The 16388-nt window shown below is 65.6% G+C and carries 14 protein-coding genes and 1 pseudogene; 7 read left to right on the top strand and 8 right to left on the bottom strand.

The features are described 5' to 3' along the window. Nucleotides 1-153 precede the first annotated feature (153 nt). Nucleotides 154-1482: a M12 family metallopeptidase gene (locus tag ACN469_RS29255; protein ID WP_498773071.1), complete on the top strand. Its 1329-nt coding sequence runs from the start codon at nucleotides 154-156 to the stop codon at nucleotides 1480-1482. 107 nt (nucleotides 1483-1589) lie between these two features. Continuing rightward, nucleotides 1590-3008, top strand: a complete 1419-nt coding sequence (locus ACN469_RS29250; RefSeq protein ID WP_498773069.1) for a hypothetical protein — start codon at nucleotides 1590-1592, stop codon at nucleotides 3006-3008. Nucleotides 3009-3069: 61 nt separating this feature from the next. Here the strand turns inward: ACN469_RS29250 and ACN469_RS29245 are convergent, their stop codons facing one another. Continuing rightward, nucleotides 3070-4518, bottom strand: a complete 1449-nt coding sequence (locus ACN469_RS29245; RefSeq protein WP_498773067.1) for an FAD-binding protein — start codon at nucleotides 4516-4518, stop codon at nucleotides 3070-3072. A gap of 132 nt (nucleotides 4519-4650) precedes the next feature. Between ACN469_RS29245 and ACN469_RS29240 the strand changes: the two genes are divergently transcribed. Continuing rightward, on the top strand, nucleotides 4651-5256 hold the full coding sequence (locus ACN469_RS29240) for a Crp/Fnr family transcriptional regulator (RefSeq protein ID WP_498773065.1): 606 nt from the start codon (nucleotides 4651-4653) through the stop codon (nucleotides 5254-5256). Here ACN469_RS29240 and ACN469_RS29235 read toward each other — a convergent pair. Continuing rightward, nucleotides 5234-5911: a DUF4386 domain-containing protein gene (locus ACN469_RS29235; protein ID WP_498773063.1), complete on the bottom strand. Its 678-nt coding sequence runs from the start codon at nucleotides 5909-5911 to the stop codon at nucleotides 5234-5236. The two genes, ACN469_RS29240 and ACN469_RS29235, sit on opposite strands and share 23 nt — an antisense overlap. Nucleotides 5912-6170: 259 nt before the next feature. Here ACN469_RS29235 and ACN469_RS29230 point away from each other — a divergent pair, with 259 nt between their 5' ends. Then, nucleotides 6171-6470, top strand: a complete 300-nt coding sequence (locus ACN469_RS29230; protein WP_498773061.1) for an HNH endonuclease — start codon at nucleotides 6171-6173, stop codon at nucleotides 6468-6470. Continuing rightward, complete coding sequence (locus tag ACN469_RS29225; protein WP_498773059.1) at nucleotides 6470-6946, top strand: SMI1/KNR4 family protein; 477 nt, start codon at nucleotides 6470-6472, stop codon at nucleotides 6944-6946. The genes ACN469_RS29230 and ACN469_RS29225 overlap by 1 nt, the downstream gene beginning before the upstream one ends. A 639-nt stretch (nucleotides 6947-7585) precedes the next feature. Here ACN469_RS29225 and ACN469_RS29220 read toward each other — a convergent pair. Continuing rightward, nucleotides 7586-8384, bottom strand: a protein-coding gene (locus ACN469_RS29220; RefSeq protein ID WP_498765451.1) for an IS5 family transposase whose coding sequence is annotated in 2 segments (ribosomal slippage) — nucleotides 7586-8059 and nucleotides 8061-8384 — 798 coding nt in all. Because the reading frame shifts where the segments join, the coding sequence is not laid out codon by codon here. Nucleotides 8385-8822: 438 nt separating this feature from the next. After that, the gene (locus ACN469_RS29215; RefSeq protein WP_498765577.1) at nucleotides 8823-10409 is read right to left on the bottom strand and encodes an IS1182 family transposase; all 1587 of its coding nucleotides are present in this window, start codon (nucleotides 10407-10409) and stop codon (nucleotides 8823-8825) included. Between the two features lie 106 nt (nucleotides 10410-10515). Here ACN469_RS29215 and ACN469_RS29210 point away from each other — a divergent pair. Beyond that, nucleotides 10516-10974, top strand: a pseudogene (locus ACN469_RS29210) (ISL3 family transposase); the annotation flags it as partial. Between the two features lie 113 nt (nucleotides 10975-11087). On the opposite strand, the gene ACN469_RS29205 reads toward ACN469_RS29210, so the two are convergent. Then, entirely contained in the window at nucleotides 11088-11360 is a 273-nt protein-coding gene (locus tag ACN469_RS29205) for a DUF4265 domain-containing protein (protein ID WP_498773057.1), read from the bottom strand. Between the two features lie 127 nt (nucleotides 11361-11487). Continuing rightward, nucleotides 11488-12636 (bottom strand): hypothetical protein, encoded by a 1149-nt coding sequence (locus ACN469_RS29200; protein ID WP_498773055.1) that lies wholly within the window; start codon nucleotides 12634-12636, stop codon nucleotides 11488-11490. 277 nt (nucleotides 12637-12913) lie between these two features. Between ACN469_RS29200 and ACN469_RS29195 the strand changes: the two genes are divergently transcribed. Continuing rightward, nucleotides 12914-13411, top strand: coding sequence for a hypothetical protein (locus tag ACN469_RS29195; RefSeq protein WP_498773053.1), 498 nt, complete (start codon nucleotides 12914-12916; stop codon nucleotides 13409-13411). 25 nt (nucleotides 13412-13436) lie between these two features. Here the strand turns inward: ACN469_RS29195 and ACN469_RS29190 are convergent, their stop codons facing one another. Together ACN469_RS29190 and ACN469_RS29185 are read right to left on the bottom strand one after the other, a co-directional pair. Next, the gene (locus ACN469_RS29190; RefSeq protein WP_498773051.1) at nucleotides 13437-14696 is read right to left on the bottom strand and encodes an imm11 family protein; all 1260 of its coding nucleotides are present in this window, start codon (nucleotides 14694-14696) and stop codon (nucleotides 13437-13439) included. Nucleotides 14697-14711: 15 nt separating this feature from the next. Then, complete coding sequence (locus ACN469_RS29185) at nucleotides 14712-16076, bottom strand: AHH domain-containing protein (RefSeq protein ID WP_498773049.1); 1365 nt, start codon at nucleotides 16074-16076, stop codon at nucleotides 14712-14714. Nucleotides 16077-16388: the final 312 nt, after the last annotated feature.

The raw sequence follows: 16388 nt of genomic DNA, 5'->3' as shown, positions 1-16388 counted from the left end.
GCAGGACCCTGGCTCGACCAGGTAGATGATTTGTCCTCCACTTTCTGGCGCCGTACTGCTCAGGCAATCGCATCGAACAAACATCGTCAGGATTCACCGACAGTGAACTAGCCTTCGCGCGTCCCGAGTGCCTTCGGGAGAGGAGACACCCTGATGCGAAGCAAGTCGAAAGCTGACCTGGTAGCACTGCTCATTCCCAGCCTGCTGCTCACCGCTTGTGGTGAGGAGGGTTTGGAGCCGCGTCGTGGCCTGGACCCGGAGCTGGCCAGAGTGCCGGCTGGCGCCACGGTTCGTGAGGGCTACGCGTGGAGCGCGGCGAAGGGCAAGCTCGTGCCAGTGAAGTATGCCGAGGTGGATGGACTGGCCATCCTCGAGGGGGACATGGTTCTCGGCACGGTGGAGGCGATGGAGGCGCGCGTGCGCGAGGTGAAGGCCCGGGGAGGTCTCGACGCCCCCGGGGTCCAGGCCCAGGGCGTGGCCATCACCGGAGCAAACATCCGCTGGCCCAACTCCGAGGTGCCCTACAGCATCGACGCGGCCGTGCCAAACCAGGCGCGAATCACGGACGCCATCAATCACTGGCAACAGCGCACGCACCTCCGCTTCGTTCTGCGCACCGCGGCCAACGCGGGGACGTACCCGGACTACATCCACTTCCAGACAGGCACCGGGTGCAGCGCCACCGTGGGCCGCGTTGGTGGCAGGCAGGGAGTGTGGCTGGAGGGCGGGTGCAGCACGGGCAACACCATCCATGAAATCGGACATGCCCTGGGCCTCTGGCACGAGCAGTCGCGCGAGGACCGCAACAACTACGTGCGAATCCGGCCCGAGAACATCACCGCTGGCTATGAGCACAACTTCAACCAGCAGATCGCCAACGGCGACGACATCCTCGGCTATGACTACGCCTCCATCATGCACTACCCCAGGACGGCGTTCTCGTCGAACGGGCAGCCCACCATCGAGACCCTGGGGGGGCAGGCCATCGGGCAGCGCGACGCGCTGAGCGTCACGGACGCGGCCTCGGTGGCGCGTATCTACTCGAGGACCTTCACCCTGCGTTCCGCGAGCGGCCACTACGTGGTGGCCGAGCTCGGCGGCGGCGCCGCGGTGGACGTCAACCGCACCGCCGTGGGTGCGTGGGAGAGGTTCTACGTGGTGGACCGCAACGGCTTCGAGTTGCAGACCGGCGACCTCATCAACCTGCAGACGTACAACGGCAACTACGTCATGGCCGTGAACGGTGGCGGCGCGGGGGTGACAGCCACCCCGACGGCACCTGGCGACCATGAAACCTTCCGCATCTGGAAGATGGCCGGCACTGGCTTGAACACCATCGGCACCGGAGACACCGTGGCCCTGGCGACGCTCAATTTCGGCTACCCCCACTACCTGGTGGCCGAGGGCGGCGGCGGTGGCACGATGAACGCAGACCGCACCGCAGTGGGCCCCTGGGAGCAATTCATCGTCACCTTCGAGTAAGGGACTGCCAGGGAACTCCGGGCGGAAGGAGATACTCTTCTGCCCGGGGAAAAATGTCAGAGGGCTCGGGTATCAATGCGTAGCAACCCGATGTAAGGAGCGACCCCATGGCACCTCCCGTTCTCCCTGACGACAAATCGCAGACTCCCGAGGTGATGCTGGCCGGATGGGATTGGTCCGAGGCCACCCCACCTTGGGCATACACCTCCGCGAGCGCGTGGGAGTCCAAGCTCCCTGCGGGCGTGCCGGTGGCGCCGCTGAGCACCGTGGCGGGTGACTTCCACACGAAACTGCAAGCCACGGTAAACGCGGCCCCTGGACGGGTCATCGTGCGGCTCCCGGCGGGCGTATTCACTCTCAATCAGTTCCGCGCGATTGGCTCCAGCGGCCTCCCCACGTATGCGTTCGGGTTCTTCTTCCAGAAACTCGCGGGGTTCGTCGGGGCTGGGCCAGACCAGTCCATCATCGAGATGGCGGCGGGGTCGGTGAGTCAGGCGCAGTTGTCGCATATGTCCACCATGACCCAAGCGTCCTTCAACCAGTTGCTGATGGGCATGTGCCGACTCGACACGCAGTACGCGAACGCACCGGCACCCATCTATCTGGGTGGCGTCGGCTTCGAGGCCGCGCCGCAGCCGCTCCTCACGTCGATCAGCGGCGACATCACGGGCGGCGTGTACGTTCCGCAGTCGGCACCGCATCTGGGCGTGGCGATCTACTCGGATTCGAGTCGTCGTCACCCCGCCTCCCTGGTGACGCACTGCCGGTTCCGTGGCGCGGGCAAGGCGATGACCAGTCAGCCTCCGTTTGAGCTGGGAAACATCACCAGCCAGCGCAACCACGTCACCTACGAGAACACGGAGTTCGACGGGCGAATGAGTCCCCGCTACGACACGACACGCCCCCGCAAGTGCGGGCCGTTCATGACGAACGGCGGCGTCACCCAGCACGTCACCAACTGCTGGATGCATCACTCCAACGTGTCCCGGTACGCCGCGAACGACGAAGCGGTCGCTTCAGGCACGGCCCTGTCGAACCACTACCGGATGGAGCGGTTGAAGATAGAGCAGATCACCAACAACCAGAACCGGCAGCCCCCCATCAACGGAGGCAACTCCCTGGGCGGGTACACGAACGCCTCGTGCATCGGGTTCGAGTCAACGAACGCGCTGATAGAGATCATCGACTGCATCGCGTCCGTGGACAACAACCTCATCGCGGGGCAGGTTCCCTGTCACATCCAGTTGACCAACACGGGCGCTGCTCGTGCCGGTGGGCGGCTGTACGTGCGCGGCGGCGAGTTCCGTCACACGGCGTTCGCGCAGTTGGATGGATTCGTGACGTTCCGCATCCAGCCCACATCGAACTGGTGGACGGACGGCTTCAACACGACCCTCGACGTGCGCGACGCCGCTGGCAATCGGCTGACCCCGTATCAGGTGACGGGTACGTGGCCCCCCACTGCCGCGGCGCTGGCCTCGGCAGGGGTCACCCGGACAACCCACTTCCTGATCCGAAGCACTTAGGCGGCAGGATTCAGAGCCACTCCAATGGGATGCGGCTCCGAGCACTCGGGGGGGGCGTCGATCAGAAGATGCCCTGTCCCGGCGTGAGGATGCGGTCTGGGTCGTAGCGCCGCTTCGCGTGCTCGAACCGCTCCCAACTGGGGTGGAAGTGGCGGCGCCAGTCGGCGGGGCTCAATGGCACGGCATCCACGGGATAGATCTTCCCGCCGATGGCCATGAGCCGCTCGAAGATGGCGCGGTTCTTCTGCACGAGGGACGCGACGTTCTCCGGCGTCGGTGGAATGGCGGTGCGCAGCAGCGAGAAGAGGAAGATGTGTCTGTCGTTGGGGGTGCGCAGGAAGGGCGCGGTCAGCTCCGAGGAGCGGAAGGGATAGAGGAGGATGGGCCCCTGCCCCATGTCGGCCTCGGTGGTCTGCGAGAGGACCTCCTGGATGAAGGCCTCGGCGGACCGGGCGGGGACGAACATGTCCAGCCACGGATGGGGGAAGCCCCAGACGCCGAGTTGCTTGAGCAGCTCGATCAGCGGTGCGAGCCGGTTGGCGAAGTCGAAGTAGCTGCCGTCGCTCACCTGGAGCGTTCCCGGCTGGAAGCCCAGGCCCGCGAGCAGTGTCGCATCGTGCGGCTCCGAGCCCGGGGTGAAGTACTTCACCACCTCGAGCTGATACGCCCGGCCCCCGTTGGAGGCGACGGCGGAGCCCTCGACGTAGTCGAAGCGACCGTCCTCGATGACCCGCCGCTGGTCCTCCATGAAGCGGTGGAGGTCGTTGTACAGCGCGGTGTACGTCCGAGCGCGGGGCGGCACTTCGACAAGCCGCACCCTCGCTCGCACGATGATGCCGAACTGGCCCAAGCCCGAGCGCACGGCGTCGAACAGAGGCCGCTCACGCCAGCGCGAGCACCGCACGAGCTCGCCCCGCCCCGTGACGACGTCCATCTCCAGGACGTTGTCCACCTGGAGGCCCCAGCGAAATGCCTGCCCGCCGATGCCCCCCGCCGACAGCGACCCACCGATGCTCAGCTCGATGTAGTCGGTCAGCACCGGAGGGCTCCTGCCTCCGGGAAGCGAGGCCTGGAGCAGTTCGTGCCACCGGACTCCCGCATCCACCCAGGCGCTGTCCTCGCGGACTTCGTGGATGGTCGACAGCGTGGACATGTCGATGACGATGCCCGCCGGCACCTGGGCCTGGCCGAAGGTGCTGTGGCTCTCACCGAGGCCCCGAGCGGCGGCGATCTTCAAGCCCTGGCGCCGCGCGAAGCGGACCATGGCCACGATGTCCTTCACCGAGCCGGGAACGAGCACCGCCCACGGCGTGCGGTGGAGGATGTGGCCGAAGTCCTCCGCGGCCGCGGTCCGCGACGCCGTGTCCATCAGCAACTCGCCATCGAGTGGCGGCAGGGGGACCGCGCCAGCCTCCAGCGTGGAAGCCCAGCCGCGGCTCATCGGATTGAAGGCCACTGCCACCAACGCACCTTGGAGCAACGTCCTCCGGGAGACGGTTCGACTCGACATTCACTCCTCCTTCGACGTCGGAGCCTTCTATCTCGCCGCCGCGTCCCCCAACAATTGCCCTCCCCTCGGGCTCCATCGCATGGTTCGCAACGCGCCAGCTTCGGGTCGCGCTGCTACGCTCCCTTCACGCCCATGAAGCACAAGCTCATCGACTACTTCTCCAGGCTGTCCCCGCTTTCGGAGGAGGAGGCCCGGGCGATTCTGGACAGCATGGTGGTGAGGACGTTCAAGAAGGGCACCGTCCTCCTGGAGCAGGGGCAGGTCTGCACCGAATGCTATTTCGTCCTGGAAGGCTGCGTCCGGCAGTACTGCTTGGTGGACGGTGAAGAGCGCAGCAACGGCTTCTTTTCGGAAGAGCAGTGGGTGCTCTCCCTGCGCAGCTTCATGAACAAGACTCCCGCCGAGCACTTCCTCGTCTGTGCCGAGGACACCACGCTGGTCGTGGGCACCGAACAGAAGGAGAGCGACCTCTTCGCGCGCTTCCCGCGCTTCGAGTCCATCTCCCGGCGCACCATGGAGCAGGTGCTGGCCGAGCAGCAGGACCGCCTGACTTCGTACGTCATCGACACGCCTGAGCAGCGCTACCTGCGGCTGCTCGAGACGCGGCCCGACCTCCTCCAGCGCATTCCGCAATACCAACTGGCCAGCTACGTCGGCGTGAAGCCCGAGTCCCTGAGCCGCATCCGCAAGCGCCTTGCGTCCAGGGGCGGACGCCCTACGCCGCGGCGGAGCGGGTGACGGGCCGGAACCCCTTCGCCATCAACCAGCCGCCCAGGCCCAGCTCGAACAGCCCACCCGGCAGCGAGAGGAAGGTGCCTACGCGGAGCCCGAGGAGTTCCAGAACACACCCCAGCGCCAGCAGGGCGTAGCCGGCCACTCCGAGCAGGGCCAGGGAGGATGGCGCCAGACCGGAGCGGAACAGCAGCACACAGAACGCCACGCTGCCCGCTCCCAGCACGAGCATGGCGAGCTGGTAGGCCCAGAAGTTCCCTCTCGCGAGGAGCGTCGTCAGGGTCAGGAGATCCTGCGACCCGAAGGCCCCGAGGCCTTGTGCACCTTCCCCGAGATCGAGGATGGAAAGCAGGAAGAGGACTCCCACTGTCAGCAACAGCGCCTCCATCACCCTCGTGCAGACATAGGCCAGGGCGATACTTGGGTGGTGCATCTTGCCGATGGGGAAGAAGAGCACGCCGATGCCCATGACCGTCGCGGAGTTGAGCAGCAGGAGCAGCGCCCCGGCGACATACCGGGTGCGGTGCTCGATGACCTGGGACAGCGGGTCCGCGCCCTCCAGTAGAGAGCTGATGACGGCGGAGCCGATCCCGTAGGCGAAGAAAGGGAGGATGAAGAGGAGACCCAGGACCCTGCCGGGTTTGCGATTGGCGGTGTTCATATCGAGGTGCGGTGCCGTGATGCACCGTTGAGGCCTCGAGAGTAGAAGGGGCCTCCGCTTGGTTCATTGACTCGGGTCAAGAAACGACGGCCCCGCCGTGGCGGCTGCCAGGCCCTGTACGAGGCTCGCGGCAATCCCGGCAAGGCCCAGGCGATGCTGGCGGAGGCCCATCGCGATTCCGCACGGACTACGCCAACGAGGGAAGGCGCGACGAGGAGTCGCAGCGCAGAGAGCGCTCCACGCGACGCGACTTCGGCGGATGCTCCTATCCGGAATGCGCCTCTCGCTGGGACGAATCACTCTGCTACGGGGCGTCCCCTTCGACGTAGACGGTTATCCCTACTTCCGGGCCGCTGGAGTCGTCGAAGTCGAGGTGCAGATTGCCTATACTGGCTCAAGGACCGGGGGCGTCGCTGCGGCGACCCGCGCCGCTGGACTTCAGGCGACACCCAAAGGGATGACGTGGCATCACCATCAGGCTCGACCGACCATGCGGCTTGTTCCAACTGGAGTTCATGCGCGAACGGGCCACACGGGTGGGTTTTCGGGAGGCCAATAATGGTTCATCTGGTGCGGACAACCGAGGGTGGACCTTCGCGGAGCGACGAAGAGGTCCAGTTGTTCGAGGCGCAGCACGGCATCAAGCTTCCTCGCCAGTTTCGGGATTTCCTGCTGGTGACGAATGGCAGGATGCCAGAGCGCGACCTCTTCCAGATTGATGGGTTTCAAGAGAATCCGCACGGCCGAATCCATGTGTTCTTCGGCCTCAACGATCCTGTCGAGTCGTGCAATCTGGATTGGAACCTTCGAGTATTTGAAGGACGCATTCCTGGGTGGCTCCTTCCTATTGCGACAACAGAAGGCTCCGACAAAATTTGCTTGGCGACTTCGGGCGGTGATGAGGGCGGCATCTACTACTGGGATGCACATGCCCCCTCTGGCACGAACAGCGCCTACCTCCTTGCCGATGACTTCGGTACCTTCGTGTCATCCCTTCAGTCCGATGAGGTATCCCCTCGAATCCGCAGGTCGTAAAGGGATGGCTCTCACCAGAAAGGTCAGAGCCATTGGCCCCTCCATGCCATGCGGCGAGCGGCGAGCCAGGACGCCAGCCGTCGGTCTGTTACACCGAGTCAGGGCCGTCAGGATGCGGAACTTCGTTGGTCCAGTCCCGCATCCTGTGTCTCGGAGAGGTGCTCGGCCTGCCGTCAGCCGTCCTGCTCAGCGATTTCGGTCCTGCGGTCCTGGGGCAGCGGGCGCGGCGCCGCCAACACCAGACAGGGAAGGCTCCTCGCACAGGCTTCCAGGCTGAGCCACGCACAACTCGTATTCGGCGAAGCATTGGTTCTCGAGATAGTCGCGGGCCCTTTCGTCCGTCTCCCTGAGCGCTAGATATCTACACTCCTCAAAGACTTCCTCGCAGCCCCCCGCCAGTGCCGGCATGCTGACAACGAAGGACGCCGTGACGAAGGCACCAGCAACCAACCTCTTCATCGAAGACATGAGTTCTCCCGTCAATGCCCTGCCATGCAGGGACGCGGAACCATAGACGGAAGTCCGGAACACTTGAAGTTGGATCCTGTGATGGACCGGGTAATGGATCGCAGGCAGGTCACGATAGCGACCTCTTCAGCACCACGCGTCGAATCCCCTTGTGATTCAAGGGCTTAGAACCTATTTCGGTAGGAGCGCGTGGAACCAGGTGATGATGCCGAGCGCGAAGTGCAGCATTCCCAGGTAGGTGTCCTCGCGCTTCTCCCACCGCACCAGCAGCCGACGGAAGCGGTTCAGCCAGGAGTGCCCGCGCTCCACCATCCACCGTCGTGCTTTCTTCCGAGAATTGCTTGTCCTGGTGCGCACGCCGCGCCCGCGTCGAGGCAGGTGCAGCGTGAAGTGGAACTCTTCCGCCAGCTGGCGCACCACGTCGTAGTCATAGCCTCTGTCCACCCAGAGGTGCTGACGTGCGGATTCAGTGGGCGTGGGCCTGGCGACTGGGATGGATTCGAGCGTGGTGCGCGCCAGCTTGAAATCGTTCGTGTTGGCGCCACCGACCGCGAGGCCGAGGGGGGCGCCCCGCGAGTCCGTCAGCAGGCTCTTCTTGGTTCCTGTTTTCGCTCTGTCGGTGGGGTTGGGGCCGGTTTTTTCCCCCACCCAGCGGTGCCTTCCCCATCGCCCCATCCAATGCCAACCAACTCCAGTTGATGCGCGCCAGGCCGTCGTAGGCCAGCAGCCCCTGCCGCCAGAATTCTCGAAAGACACCGGCGGCCAGCCATTCGCGGAAGCGCCGGTAGGCGGAAGAGGGGTGGCATAGGCCGGTGGCCTGAAGGGCGCCCCACTGCATGCCTGTACGCAGCACCAGGAGGATGGCGTCCATGGCCAGCCTGTCGGGCACTCGCGGGTTGTGGCATCCCAGCGGATGAGTAGGCCGGCGGGGAAGCAACGGCTCCAGCTTCGCCCACAGCTCGTCCGGCATCCTCCAACCATCGTCCTTCTTCACCAGCCCCATACGTCTGCCCTCCTGCCGTCAGAACGCAGCAGGCTGGCCGACTTCTTCCCTACCGAAATAGGCTCTTAAGCACGAAGGCCTCGCAATGTTCATCACGAGGCCCGTGTTAGACAAAAGGCCCTGCCAGTTGGCCTGGCCTTCTATTCAGCTCCCCGACTGTTGCCGAGCACGCTTTTTGATGGTTCCACGGCGTTCCACGGACCGGCTCGTTGATGGGCACCTCCAGCAAGCGCGCGAAACCACTGGAGTCCATCACGAACGTGCGCGGCCGGGTGTCACCGCCGATGATGGCCTCTTCTTGAGGCGATTCCCCTTGGGGAATCGACGGTTGCAGCTTGAGCCGGAGCACGAGGCGGCTCAAGGCTGCCCGGAGGGCACCGCCGCTAGAGCGCCGAACAGGTTAGGTCACGCCGCGAGCTGGAAGCGCGCGGCGACCTCAAGGTTTTGGACGACCGAGAGTCGCCTGAGGTCAAAGAGGTTGCGGCGCGTGCCTCGGTAACGGGCCTTCGGACCCTGGCGGTTGGCGAGATGAGCCAGGCGATGCTCGACGCCGACCCGCTCGCGGAGTTGTGCGCGGCCCGCGCGCGACTGCAGAAGTGAGCGAAGGCGATGCTGGAGCCGCTCGTCATCGCCCATCGTGACGCTGCGCCCCTTACCGGATGCGGCCTGGGTACAACTGGGGCGCAGCTTGCACGGTCCGCAGGCTTCCGGGTCGAAGTGCACGACGGCGCCGGGCTCGAAGGGCTCCACCTCACCCGCGGGGCACGTGAGGGTACCGTCGCGGATGTTCACTTTGAAGTCGCGCTTGCCGAACAGTCCCGGCTTCGCGCTGGCTCCTCGCCACGGCCGGCAGACGAGGTCGCCGCCGCTGGCCAGCACGTCCTCGGCCATCGTGCTGTTGAGGTATGCCCTGTCGACGAGCAGAACGTCGGGATAGAGGTCCTGGTGGGCCATGTCTTCCTGCAGTGCGTCCGTCGCCTCGTCTTCGGGGCGGTTGGCGGGTGACACGGCGCAGGCCACCACGAGCTCGGTGTCGAGGTCGATGCCGACGTGCTGCTTGTAGCCATTGAAGCGCTTGCTCTTGCTCTTACGCCCGTGGCGCATGTCGGCGTCCTCGATGGAGATGCGCCTGTCGGCTGCCACGCCTTGTCGAATCTGAACGCCTCCTTCGGGGCGAGGCTCGAGGTCCTGTTCGCGCACCTGCGCGAGCGCTTCGATGTAACGCGTCAGCGGCGCCTCGACGCACGACTTCGACTGCTTCGCCACCCAGGCCATGAGGCGGTCGAGTTGTCGGCACAGGCGATTGAGTGCGTCGAGCTTCGCGTCGGGCGCACTCCAGTCGATGTCGAGGCCGGCCTTGATGCTGCTGGCCCTCAGCAACGGCGCATCGGCCTGCTGACACACCTCCTCGACGTCAGTGCCGAGCGCGAGCGCCATGCACTCGGCCACCTTGCGGCCTGCGTGGCCGAGCAGGTTGATGGTGTCCTCAACCCGCCCGGCTCCCTCTAAAGGGCGGCTGTCGACCCCCACTCGCAACGTCTTCGGCGTCTTTTTCGAATCGAACCCCTTCGTCCGCTTCGCCACCTCGACGGTGTGCTCGAGCAGCCGACGGTCCATCTCGTGCGCGATGAGGCGCTCGCGGAACTGCTGCAGCCCGCCCTGCGAAAACGCGGGCGCGTCTTCTTCATCATCGAGCGTTCCGAGAACCAACCGCCAGCAGCGGTCGCTCGCCGACAGACGCACCGCTTCCGCATCGGAAGTCTGCAGGTAGGCCTGTAGCAACAGGCCCATGCACATCAGCGCAGGCGGCTGCGCGGCTTCACCCTGGCCCGTCTGTCGATACATCGACTCCAACTCGGCCTGAAAAGCGTCGTCGAACAACTCGTGCCGGTGCTCGCGCAGAAAGACGAAGAGCTTCCGACTCTTGCCGGCGAGCTTCAGGAGCTTCTGCTCGCGGGCACTGCACTCCATCGTGGGCTTCCATCGGTCCAAGTGGCACCTCCGTGAGGAGGTGACCTGAGCACTCGGCGACAGCCCGCGTCGACCGTGCTCGTAAGCGATCGATTTTCCTCGGGCTGATTCCTGATCGGCGCTCTAGCAGGTGGCGGACCGCTGGCACTTGCTGCTGAATGGACGGCAAATGATGGAACGCTGGATGACCAGCGCTCACCCCCTCCTTCGAGCACTACCAGCCGTGTCGAGCGGAGACACTCCTCCCGCACATCGTCACACCAGCTTCTCGCGAACTCACGCCGATGCTCACGCCCGAGAGGAGAGCCGCTCCCGGCGTGTCGCTGCATACGAAGCCGTACGGCGGCGTCACCTGGCCGGGGAACCCCTGCTGAGAATCAGTCGCACCCTGGGACTTGCGCGAGGGACGGTGCGCAAATACGCCGCCGCCGAAGTCTTCCCCGAGCGCGCGGCGCGCGTGCCCAGACCGAGCATCCTCGACCCTTATTTGGAGTACCTGACGCGGCGACAAGTCGCGGGGTGTGAGAACGCCTGCGAACTCTGGCGGGAGATTCGAGACCAAGGCTTTCGTGACACCTCGCGGCGGCCTCCTGTGTCAGGGAAGATGTCGCCTCGGCTGATCTGCCGAGCTGACCACCCAATGGGGGCGAGCGCAGGCGGTTGCAGTGCCATACACAGACGCATTCAAGACGCAGATGGTTAAGCGGATGGTGGGCCCGAGTGGGGTGAGTGCCCCGACGGCTGGACGACCTCCTTGTAGCGGAAGACGCCCTCCTCGGGGGTCGCGAGCACGATGTCATTCACCGCGAGGCCGCGCACGAAGAAGGGAATGTTGTCGAGCTGGAAGAGCCCGTCGCCAACCCGGACAGCCCAGGGCGTCTCCGCCACCGCTGGAGGGTAGCAATCTTCGTCTTGCTCCAACCCGAACAACACCTTGACGTATTGATCGCTCTCACGAGCCTTCATGGCCATGCCGCGCTCACTTGGGTCCGACAAGAACCGATTTCCCCGCCCCCTTTCCTCAGAGGAAGTGTGATTGAGAGCGGCGGGTTGCTTTTAGTGGAGGCGGAGGGAATCGAAGCCGCCGCCCCGAGACGAATCAGGCCGTGTGGAAGGCGCGGGCGAAGAGGTTCTCGAGGCGCGACTTCTCGGGCTGAAGGGTGTTCGCAGGAGAGGCCACGCTCGCGGCGTTGCCCAGCGCGGGACGCAGGCCCGACGCGATTCCCGGCTTGATGTGGTGGCGCAGGTCCACCGCCACGTCGGACTTCAGGTGGGTGCCCACTCCCGCGGCGGCGTTGACGTCCGCTGCCGTCTTGAAGAAGCCATTCTCCAGCCCTACCTTGCCTCCCGCCTGCGCCGCAGCGCCCGCCACCACTCCGCCGGTGACGGAGCCGTGCAGCCGGCCCAGGTGCCCGCCCGCAGTGCCGTACGCGCCCGCCGTCGCGGACGCGCCCACCTGCCCCGAGAGCATCGCCGTCGCCGTCCTCGGATCCAGGCTGGCCACGCCCTCGGCGTAGGCGTTGGCGGAGGCCTTGGCCTCGCCCTTCACGTAGCCGCCCACGTGCCGGTTGAAGTCGTGGCTCGCGCTCGCCCCCACGCCCACGCCCGTCTCCGCCTTCGCCGTCAGCGCTCCCGTGTACGCGTGCGAGTTCCTGTCCAGCGAGTACCCGGCCTGCGCCTGCCCCTTGAAGCTGTTCGCCTCGGCGGTCAGCTGGCCGCTCGTCACACCGAACCGGCCCGCGTGCGTCTTCTGCAGCTCGTACGCCGCGCCTGGCCCGTTCACCTCGGCCTGCGCCGAGTGGTAGCGCACCCCATTGCCGCTGTAGTTCGACGTGGACGCCTGCATCGAGCCCACGTTGCCGCTCAGCTTGCCTCCGCCGTACGTGTCCTGCTCGAAGGGCCGGCCCGGCCGGTCCACGAGCATGTTCTGCTTCGCTCCCGGGGGCGGCGTCAGCTTGTTGTCACCACCGCTCACCATGATGTCCGAGGCCTGGCCCGTGGTCTTCTCCCAGGGGCTGTAGGTGGGGCCGCCCTCGGGCATGCCCGGGTGCTTCAGCGGCTTGGACTCCGGCGCCGTCGGCGTGCTCGCGGCGGGCTTCGTCTGCGAGGGCTTCAGCGTCTGCGAGGACGGCGACGAGGCGGGCAGCGTGTTGGCGCGCGCGGGGGGCTTGGGCTTGGACACCGAAGAGGAGGAGGAAGGGAGCGTCGCGGAGCGGGAGGGGGACGAACCGAGGCGGCGAGTACGCATGGGGGGGCTCCTCAAACAGTGCAGCGGGTGGGGTCGGTCAGTGCGGCGATGTCCTGTCTGATTGCACCCGACATGCCACGCAAAGGTGGCCGGATGTGGCCAAGGCCCCTCCCTGATTTCAATGGGTTGGAGGCAGGGACTCAGAAGGCCGCGAGCGCGCCCTGATGTCTGTGGTCATCAGCACCCTGACACCAGTCATCCCCCCGCGATTGAGGAGAGCGGATGGACTCGTGGCCGCGGGCAGACTCGATACCCGCCCGGACTAGGATTCCCCCGCATGCGCATCCGAAGACCCGCTCTCGCACTGTGCTCCGTGGCCACGCTGCTCTTCGGTGCCTGTGCGCATGACCCGCCGGTCATTGAGTGCGGACTCCATCCCAACGCCGTCGAACAGTGTGGGGATGAGCTGGCCAGGGGGAACCTGGACAAGGCGGAAGTGCACTGCGACCTGGGCCTTGAGTTCAGTCCTCAGAACCCCGAGCTGCACGCCAACAAGGGCCTCATCGCGCTGCTGCGGCACGACACCGCGATGGCGAAGCGGCACCTCCTCCTGGCGATCAAGTTCAACCCAGACCATCCACTGCAGGCCCTCGCCAAGGCTTCGCAGCTCGCACCCGAGGACCCCTTCGTCTGGCAGTTCCTGGGCTCGGTGTTGATGGAGCAGCGGCGCTTCGACGAGGCGGAAGAGGCCTTCCGACACTGCGCGGGCCTGCGTGAGGCACCCGCCGAGTGCCAGGACAGTATGGAGCGGGCCCGGCGCGCGACGAAGCCTTGAGGAGGACGCAGGCTGGCTGAGTCCGTCACACCACGGGCTGGCGCCAGGCGCGGGACAGATGCGCCTGCCCATCTTGGGCGAAGCGCCGCACCAGTTCCTCACGGCCGCGCGTTCCGTGCTCCAGCAGATACGCAAGCTCCGCGGGCATCAACACCTTGACTGTGACCAGCCGGACCTCTCCGGCTGGCATGGTGAAGCGGACAGGCAGCGTGCTCGACTCCATGCCTAGCAGCACCCCCACCCGGCCATCCTTTGTCAGGAGAGGCTCGGGCATTCCCTGGCCAGAGACCTCCATGGAGAGGAAGCCTGCCTTCACCTTCCCACGCACACTTTCGTGTGCCGCGATTTCGTCCCCCACCCGCTCCAGCAACTGCAGGAGCCAGCTCTTCTCGACATGCGCCTGGGGCTCATTCGTCTCCAAAGCCAGTTCCAGGCCGAAGCCCACGGACGGCTCGGGATCCACTCCGTCCACGAAGAAGAAGTCCGAGAGCCCGTGTGTCACCAGCAGGGTCCGCCCATTCTCGCGGTGGATGACACGCCACATCTGACGCCGGGCCGGCCAGTTGCCTCCGACGACAATGGGAATGATGACCTCTTCATCCAGTTTCCCCAGGGTGCGCCAGAAGACTTGGCGGGCAGCGTCTGCCTGATCCGCCAGCGCCATGAGCTGATGGTTGCGTGCTCGCTCCTCTGGGCTGATGGCGCTCGGACCGGTGACCTCCTGGAACTTCGCCCCCGTGACACCCGCTCGCTCCATCGCATCCTTGATGTCCTCGGACACGATGAGCGCGATGCTCCACCCCCACGTTCGGAACACCTTCGCATCGCCCACCTTCGTCGGGTCGATGCGCATGTCATGTACAGCCCGGTAGTCGCCGAGCCTGTCCGGTCGACCATCCTCCGGTTTCCAGTACTGCACCTCCGCGGACAACTGGTCATCGATGCACCGGATGAGTCGAGTAGCAACGAGGATGTAGTAGGGCTCGGACTCTCCGGCGACGTCGACTGGAATGGCCTGTACGGCATCAGGCGCCAGCTCCGTCAAGATGCTCGCGACCCTCTCGTGAACAATGGGGGTGACACCGACGCCAGCCAGGGAGAAATCGAGAGGCTTCCCGGGATGGTCGATGGGAATCTGGAGTCGTTCTTCAATCACAACGGGACGGCCATCCGCGAACTGCCACGGGTCGTCCACCTCCTTTCCCTGTGAATCCGTTGGGTCTCCCAGCAACCAGCGCCCCTGGGCCCCCATGTCATCCAATAGATCAAAGTATCGCTTCGCCATGAAGCACTCCTCGCATCACTCGGTGCGCGTCACCATCTTATTGAGCAGGGTGCCTGGTTTGGATATCTCCATGGCCAGCCGATTCAGCTCCGCCGTCAATCCGTCTCGGCACTGCTGGATACTCCGGCAACGGAACGTCGCTCGCTGCAATCGGCGAAAGACCTCAAGGTGGTACGCCTCTGGGTGAGGCCCCTTGTGGCCAGGTACGCGAACCTTGTTGGCCGCGTCATTGAGGGACATGCCCGCCCGGTCGAAGAGCTTCTTGAACTCCGGTGACCACGGACCACCGTTGTTGAAGGAGTCCCACCACTTGTTGGTGGCGATGTGGTGCTCGTGGGCACTCGTCGCCACCGGCTCGGACGCCACGGCTTGCGTACCGCGTGCCGTCTCCGCGAAAGCCTCCGGGTCCAGCGCGATGGTGATGACACCTCCCGCTGCCACCGCCACGGAGGTGACCTGCCCCGCTGCAGACAACCTGAAGCCGCCCTGCCCTGCTCCCACCAGCGCAGCCTGCGCGGAGCCAGGGAGCGTGGGAATCCGCGCCGCCAGCGTCTGCGCCGTGCCTCCCAGCGCCGCCATTGCCAGCATGACGAACGCCCGCGCGGCGTTCCTCCCCATCACCTCTCCGTACTTATCTCCCGCGTCCTGAATCCCATCAAAGGTGGTTGCCTCCTCCACCTCCTTCGCCAGCACCCTCCAGCCCTGCACGAGGCTCCACACCGTGTCCCATCCCAAGTAGGCGATGAGCGCCACCGTCAGCGTCGCCGCGATGCCCTTCGAAAGCAGGGGCTCGGGCAGCAGCCACAAGGCGAAGTAGACGGCGCCCGTCGTGGCGAGCATCGTCATCATCGACTCCTTGTCCGTCAGCCCCTCCAGGGCCTCCTCCGTTTCGTCCCAGACCGAATCCAGCGCCAGACGAAAGGCCAGGGTGCGCTTGCCCTCCTCGTCCAGGGCGACTCCCTCGTCCAGCAGATGGAGGCAGTCACGGGACTGCTCCTGACGCTGGCACCAGCGCCCGTAGGCACTCGCCAGCTCCGTTTCCGTGTCCGGCGTTTCGGCCACCAGAAGGCGCCCTCGCCGCGGCTCCTCGACGGAGACCAGTCCCAGGCGCCCCCGCACATGAGCTGAGGCACGAGGAGGGTCCAGGTGGAACAGCCGCATCGCGGCGTCCCTCGACCGAGCGAAAGGAGGGGTGGTGCGCGCCAACTGCTGGACCGCCTCGGTGAACTCATCAGGCTCCAGCCTGACTGGCTCTGCATCCGTGCGCGGCTCGTGGACGAAGGGCCGTCCTTCGCCCGTATCCAGTCGCACCTCCCTTGAACTCGCGCAGCCTGCTCCCAGCAATGCCAGCAGCACCACCGTGACCCAGCGCAGCGTCATGCTCTTCTCCGCGTCATTGCTTTCCATCTTGAGGGACGAACGCCATGAAGCATCCAAGCAGATTCACCGGCCCCGAGAAGCTTGAGGAATCCGGCGCTTCATGCCACCGGCGCTGCTGGACCTGCCCCAGCCGGGTGGAAGGCACCCCATTGTGGCGCATGCCCGCCGGGCGGCAGACTTCTTCCCGGTGAAGGGTCCCGTGGGCTCCGGCCGCTGCGGCAGCCGAACTCATGCGGGTGACGCTCACCGCTCGCCTCATGACGCGGTTTCGCGGGACTTGAGCCGTGAAGACGGGCGTCCGCACCCCACCTG

The sequence above is a fragment of the Corallococcus terminator genome, from assembly GCF_049194865.1.
Lineage (GTDB): Bacteria > Myxococcota > Myxococcia > Myxococcales > Myxococcaceae > Myxococcus > Myxococcus terminator_A.
The sequence above is the reverse complement of the archived record's forward strand: the minus strand, read 5'-3'. Positions and strand labels throughout refer to the sequence as shown.

Bases quoted from the DNA above. Each gene is read 5' to 3' on its own strand.
- ACN469_RS29255 (WP_498773071.1), top strand. From the start codon at position 154: ATGCGAAGCAAGTCGAAAGCTGACCTGGTAGCACTGCTCATTCCCAGC.
- ACN469_RS29250 (WP_498773069.1), top strand. From the start codon at position 1,590: ATGGCACCTCCCGTTCTCCCTGACGACAAATCGCAGACTCCCGAGGTG.
- ACN469_RS29245 (WP_498773067.1), bottom strand. From the start codon at position 4,518: ATGTCGAGTCGAACCGTCTCCCGGAGGACGTTGCTCCAAGGTGCGTTG.
- ACN469_RS29240 (WP_498773065.1), top strand. From the start codon at position 4,651: ATGAAGCACAAGCTCATCGACTACTTCTCCAGGCTGTCCCCGCTTTCG.
- ACN469_RS29235 (WP_498773063.1), bottom strand. From the start codon at position 5,911: ATGAACACCGCCAATCGCAAACCCGGCAGGGTCCTGGGTCTCCTCTTC.
- ACN469_RS29230 (WP_498773061.1), top strand. From the start codon at position 6,171: ATGCTCCTATCCGGAATGCGCCTCTCGCTGGGACGAATCACTCTGCTA.
- ACN469_RS29225 (WP_498773059.1), top strand. From the start codon at position 6,470: ATGGTTCATCTGGTGCGGACAACCGAGGGTGGACCTTCGCGGAGCGAC.
- ACN469_RS29205 (WP_498773057.1), bottom strand. From the start codon at position 11,360: ATGGCCATGAAGGCTCGTGAGAGCGATCAATACGTCAAGGTGTTGTTC.
- ACN469_RS29200 (WP_498773055.1), bottom strand. From the start codon at position 12,636: ATGCGTACTCGCCGCCTCGGTTCGTCCCCCTCCCGCTCCGCGACGCTC.
- ACN469_RS29195 (WP_498773053.1), top strand. From the start codon at position 12,914: ATGCGCATCCGAAGACCCGCTCTCGCACTGTGCTCCGTGGCCACGCTG.
- ACN469_RS29190 (WP_498773051.1), bottom strand. From the start codon at position 14,696: ATGGCGAAGCGATACTTTGATCTATTGGATGACATGGGGGCCCAGGGG.
- ACN469_RS29185 (WP_498773049.1), bottom strand. From the start codon at position 16,076: ATGACGCTGCGCTGGGTCACGGTGGTGCTGCTGGCATTGCTGGGAGCA.